Raw genomic sequence first — 5,708 nt, forward strand, 5'->3', positions numbered from 1 at the left:
CTCCGGGTGATGCACCCGCGGCGGATAGGTCAGGCTCACCGTCTCGTACGGGACGCCCAGTTGCTCAAGCACCCAGAGCACGCGGACCGACCGCGTCGCCTGTGCGTGATAGACCTTGATCATCACCAGCTCCCCTCGTCACGTGAGCGGGCGATGGTAGAGCCGATCTGACGCGGTATGGCCAGCCCCCCTCACCTCACCTGCCGGGCAGAGGAGGAAGGCGGGCCGCCAAGTCGTCAGGTGTTCATCGACTGGAAGAACTCGTCGTTGTTCTTGCTCTGACGCAGCTTGTCCAACAGGAACTCGATGGAATCCTGGGCGCCCATCGGAGAAAGGATGCGGCGCAGAACATAGGTCTTCTGCAGCTGATCCTTCGGCGTGATGAGCTCGTCCTTGCGGGTGCCGGACTTGAGCACGTCCATGGCCGGGTAGATCCGCTTGTCCGCCACTTTCCGGTCAAGAACGATCTCGGAGTTGCCGGTGCCCTTGAACTCTTCGAAGATCACCTCGTCCATCCGGCTGCCGGTGTCGATCAACGCGGTCGCGATGATGGTGAGCGAGCCGCCCTCCTCGATGTTCCGGGCCGCGCCGAAGAAGCGCTTCGGCCGTTGCAGGGCGTTGGCGTCGACGCCGCCGGTCAGCACCTTGCCCGAGGACGGCACCACGGTGTTGTAGGCCCGGCCCAGGCGGGTGACCGAGTCCAGCAGGATGATCACGTCGCGCTTGTGCTCGACCAAGCGCTTGGCCTTCTCGATCACCATCTCGGCGACCTGCACGTGCCGGGTGGCCGGCTCGTCGAAGGTCGAGGAGATCACCTCGCCTTTCACCGTGCGCTGCATGTCGGTGACTTCTTCCGGGCGCTCGTCGATCAGGAGCACGATCAGGTAGCACTCGGGGTGGTTGATGGCGACCGACTTGGCGATGTTCTGCAGCATCACCGTCTTGCCGACCCGCGGCGGGGCGGTGATCAGGCAGCGCTGGCCCTTGCCGAGCGGGGCGACGATGTCGATGACCCGGCCGGAGCGGTCCTTCAGCGTCGGGTCGTCGATCTCCATCCGCAGCCGCTCTTCGGGATAGAGCGGCGTCAGGTTGTCGAAGTGGACCTTGTGCCGGACGTTCTCCGGCGGCTCGAAGTTGATCTGGTCGACCTGCACCAGGGCGAAGTAGCGCTCGCCTTCGCGCGGCGCGCGGATCCCGCCGACGACGCTGTCGCCGGTCCGCAGGCCGAATTTCCGGATCTGGGAGGGCGAGACGTAGATGTCGTCGGGACCGGGCAGGTAGTTGGCCTCGGGGCTGCGCAGAAAGCCGAAGCCGTCCGGCAGGACCTCCATGGTGCCCGACCCGGAGATCGCCACGCCTTCTTCGGCGAGGGTCTTCAGGATCGCGAACATCATGTCCTGCTTGCGCATGGAGTTCGCGTTCTCGATCTCCAGCGTCTCGGCGAAGGAGAGCAGGTCGGCGGGCGACTTGTCCTTCAGCTCCTGGAGCGACATGCGGGTGAGGCCGAGGGCCTTGATCGCCGCGGCGACCTCTGAGCCTTCGTCGGCGCCCTCGGCGTCGCCCAGCACGTCGAGCTCCAGCTCTTCGGTCGGGGCGGCCTCGAGGACCTCGGGGATTTCGTCAGGCATTGGGGATATGGACTCGCAAGGTCCCGCGCACGGCGGCGCAGGCTGGGGAAATTCCTGAAGGCGCAGAGCTCCCAATCGGGAGAGGCGCCGTTGTCGATTTCGAGGACCGGCCGCTGGCGGCTCTGCAACGAGCGCGCGGCGCGGAAAAAGGCGGGGCGCGCCGGAAGGCCGACGCGTACGCTACCGGAACCACAGGCTGGCGTGGGCGTCAAGCGGAGCCGCCGCTTTCCTCCCTGCGGAGCGGTGAGGAAGGAGCTAGCGCCCGAACTCGGTGGTCACTGCGATGACCATCACGATGGCGGCCAAGAAGGGCAGCTCGTTGGTGGCGCGCCAGAATTTGTTCGACTTCTTGTTCTCGCCGCGGGCGAAAGCCTTGCGGGCGCCCGCCAGGTAATGGTGCCAGCCGGTGACGAAGACCACGCCTGCCAGCTTGGCGATCAGCCAGGGCTGGGTGAACACCTCGTGGCCGGCCAGATTGTAGCGGTGCCAGAGCAGCGTCAGGCCAAGGATCCAAGCCACGACCATGGCCGGATTCATGATGATCCGCATGAGCTTGCCTTCCATGGCCTGGAAGGTGACGTCCAACTCCGACCCCGGCGCCGCGTTCGTGTGATAGGCGAACAGCCGAGGCAGGTACATGATCCCGACCATCCAGGCGATGACCGCCAGGATGTGCACGCCTCGCAGCAGATCGTAGTTGGCGGCGATCCAGTCGCTCATCATGCCCTCCCTCGGCAGGCGCACTTTCCATACTGCGCGGGACAAAGCCAAGGTCCGAACGGCGCGGCCCCCTCCCGGTCGCGTCCAGCGGCCTCCAGAGTGGCCTCGGCCAGCGCGCCGATGAAGTCGGCCGAGACGCCCAGGGCCGGAACCCGCAGGTAGGGCGTACAGCCCACCTCGCGCGCCACCGCGGCATACTCGTGATCCAGCTCGACCAGCGTCTCAACGTGGTCCGAAACGAAGGCGATGGGGATCACCAGTGCGCCCTTGCCGTCGGCGGCCGCCTGGCGGATGGCCGCGTCGGTGGAGGGGCCGAGCCACTCAAGCGGCCCGACACGGCTCTGGTAGCAGACCTGGTGGTCCAGCTCGCCGCCGAGTTCGGCCAAGACCGCCTGCACGGTGGCCTCCACCTGCGCCTGGTAGGGATCACCCGCCGCGACCACCTTCTTCGGCAGTCCGTGGGCGGAGAACAGCAGGCGAAGGTTCCGCGGGCTCCCGGCCGCCTCGAGCGCCCGCTCGATCAGCCGGGCGTGGGCGGCGGCCAGGCCGTTCGCGGTCGGGTAGCAGCAGACGGTGCGGGTCCGCCCCGGTCCGTCATACGCCGCTAGCCAGTCCTTCACCGAGGAGCCTGTCGTGGTGGTGGAGTACTGCGGATAGAGCGGCAGGAGGACGATCTCGTCGGGCGCGAAGGCGGCCACCTCTCTCGCCGTCTCCGCCGCCAGCGGCCTCCAGTAGCGCATGGCGATGAAGGCGCGGGTCTCGACGCCCGGCGCGCGGACCATCAGCTCGGCCTCCAGCGCCCGCGCCTGCGCCTGGGTTTCCGGCAGCAGGGGCGAGGCCCCGCCCATGATCGCGTAGTTGGCCTTGGCCCGCGTCTCGCGGGTGCGGGAGATCCAGGCGGCGATCGGATAGCGCAGGACCGCCGGCAGTCCGATGATCGCCCGATCGCGGAACAGGTTGAACAGGAACGGCCGCACCGCCTCCGGCCCGTCGGGCCCGCCGAGGTTGAACAGCACGACCGCCAGGCGGGTCACTTGCCCGTCACTCGCCGGATCGTCCGCTCGATATGTTCGACCGGTGTGTCGGGGAGCACACCGTGGCCGAGGTTGAAGATGTAGGGGCCGCCGCCCCATTGCTCGATCAGCGCGTCCACCCGGGCGTCCAGCATCGGCCCGCCGGCCCGCAGCAGCAGGTTGTCCAGCGCTCCCTGAATGGTCTTGCCCTGCGCCTGCAGGCGGGCGCCGAGCGCGGCCGAGGCCTGGGTGTCGAGGGCGACGCCCTGCACCGGCACGGCGGCGGCGTAGTTCTCCACAAGCGCCCCAGCGCCCCTCGGAAAGCCGATGAACGGCGCCGTGACCCCAGCCGCCCGCACCTTCTCGACGATCTTCGCGTGCGGCCGGATGACGATCCGCTCGAACACGTCCTCGGGCAGTTGCTCGGCCCAGCTCTCGAAGATCTTCAGCGCCTGCGCCCCGCTGTTCGCCTGCATGACGAGGTAACGGGCGGTGGACTCCACCAGCACGTCCAGCAGGGCGTCCAGCTTCTCCGGGTTCTGATGGGCGTAGGTCCGCGCGCCGGACCGGTCCGAGCCGCGACCCTCGATCATGTAGGTGGCCACCGTCCAGGGCCCGCCCGCAAAGCCGATCAGCGCCCGTTCCGGCTCCAGCTCGGCGCGGACTCGCTGCAGGGTCTCGCCGATGGCCGAAAGCCGCTCCGTCGAGGCCTCCACCTGGTCGGCGATCGCCTCGATCGGCGGCAAGGTCCCGAGCCTCGGCCCCTCCCCGGCCTCAAACCAGACCTCCTGGCCCAGGGCGCGGGGGATCAGCAGGATGTCGGCGAAGACGATGGCCGCATCCAGCGGAAAGCGGCGCATCGGCTGGAGGGTGGCCTCCGCCGCCATCTCCGGATTGTGGCAGAAGGCGATGAAGTCGCCCGCCCGGGTGCGCAGCTCCCGGTACTCCGGAAGGCTCCTTCCCGCCTGGCGCATGAACCAGACCGGCGGGCGAGGCAGGGTTTCTCCGGCGAGGGCCCGGAGCAGGGCGGGCTGAACTTTCGAGGTCATGCCGGGTTTAAAGGGGCTTTCCGCAAAAGGCTCAAGCCCGCCTGTTCACGCCCCCTTCCCTCTTCAATCCAATCTTTCTTTCGAAAGTTATTTGAAGAAGACGGTAGGGCCCCTCGCAATCGGGGATAACCGGGCCTGTCGCACCCGCCATACCTGCGACCTGCCCCAAAGTCTTCACACTTCATTAACCCTCGTCCGGGGGGCCTGTGGATAGCGGGGACATCCCGCTTAGCGCCCGCCGACGTTAAGGTTTCATTAACCCGCCAGGCGCGGACCGGCGTGGATTTGGGATCGGATGTCGCAGGCCTCTTCGGGTGCGACAGGCGCCGGGAAACGCACCGCACCCGGCCATGTGGGTTAACGGATGGTTAAAGGGGCCGGTTGTCACCCTCATTCATCCCGCCCCGCCGTTTGCGCTCGGAAGCGGCGACTTCTCCCCAAGCTCGTTCGGCTTCGCTAAAGAGGTTGCCCACGAGTTCATCCACAGAAGCCTCGCCGCGACCTGATGACGCCCCCGCCGCGCATAGCGACCTACTTCCACGTCCATCTGGTCTCGGACTCCACCGGGGAGACGCTGAACGCGCTCGCCCGCGCGGTCTGCGCCCGGTTCGAGAACGTGCTGCCGATCGAACACATCTACGCCCTCGTCCGCTCCCGCCGGCAGCTGGAGCGGGCCCTCTCCGACATCGAGGAGGCGCCGGGCGTCGTCATCCACACCATCGTCGACCAGGATCTGCGCGCGGCGCTGGAGGAAGGCTGCCGCAAGCTCGACATGCCCTGCATCCCGGCGCTCGACCCGCTGGTCAGCGCCCTGTCCCGCTACGTCGGCGCCCCGCTGACCAGCCGGGTCGGCGTGCAGCACGCCCTCGACCACGACTACTTCAACCGCATGGACGCCTTGAACTACGCCATCGGCCACGATGACGGACAGGGCGGCCAGGACCTCGACCGGGCCGACGTGGTTCTGGTGGGCGTCTCGCGGACCTCCAAGACGCCGACCTCCATCTATCTGGCCCACCGGGGGGTCCGTGCCGCCAACGTGCCCCTGGTGCCCGGCCGGCCGATCCCGCAGAAGCTCTTCGAGCTGAAGAACGCCCTGATCGTCGGGCTGACCATCTCCCCCGATCGGTTGATCCAGATCCGCCGTAACCGGCTGCTCTCCCTGAAGGAGAATCGGGAATCCACCTACATCGACGTGGACGCGGTGAAGGACGAGATCGTCCAGGCCCGCCGCCTCTACGAGCGCCAGGGCTGGCCAGTGATCGACGTCTCCCGCCGCAGCGTAGAGGAAACGGCCG

5 protein-coding genes are annotated in these 5,708 nt (G+C 67.7%); 1 reads left to right on the forward strand and 4 read right to left on the reverse strand.

Going from position 1 to position 5,708, the window contains the following annotated elements:
- Positions 1-236 precede the first annotated feature (236 nt).
- The 4 genes from rho to hemE form a co-directional block, all read right to left on the reverse strand.
- Positions 237-1,628, reverse strand: a complete 1,392-nt coding sequence (rho, locus tag VHK87_RS07985; RefSeq protein WP_414694130.1) for a transcription termination factor Rho — start codon at positions 1,626-1,628, stop codon at positions 237-239.
- A 255-nt stretch (positions 1,629-1,883) separates the two neighbouring features.
- Positions 1,884-2,348 (reverse strand): CopD family protein, encoded by a 465-nt coding sequence (locus VHK87_RS07990; RefSeq protein WP_329634375.1) that lies wholly within the window; start codon positions 2,346-2,348, stop codon positions 1,884-1,886.
- Positions 2,348-3,382, reverse strand: a complete 1,035-nt coding sequence (gene hemH, locus VHK87_RS07995) for a ferrochelatase (protein WP_329634376.1) — start codon at positions 3,380-3,382, stop codon at positions 2,348-2,350. Before hemH ends, VHK87_RS07990 begins: the two co-directional genes overlap by 1 nt.
- The gene (hemE, locus tag VHK87_RS08000) at positions 3,379-4,410 is read right to left on the reverse strand and encodes a uroporphyrinogen decarboxylase (protein WP_329634377.1); all 1,032 of its coding nucleotides are present in this window, start codon (positions 4,408-4,410) and stop codon (positions 3,379-3,381) included. The genes hemH and hemE overlap by 4 nt, the downstream gene beginning before the upstream one ends.
- Before the next feature lie 505 nt (positions 4,411-4,915).
- On the opposite strand from hemE, the gene VHK87_RS08005 reads away from it, so the two are divergent.
- On the forward strand, positions 4,916-5,708 hold a 793-nt coding region (locus tag VHK87_RS08005; protein ID WP_329634378.1), incomplete at its 3' end, for a pyruvate, water dikinase regulatory protein.

It is taken from the genome of Phenylobacterium sp. (assembly GCF_036263695.1).
Lineage (GTDB): Bacteria > Pseudomonadota > Alphaproteobacteria > Caulobacterales > Caulobacteraceae > Phenylobacterium.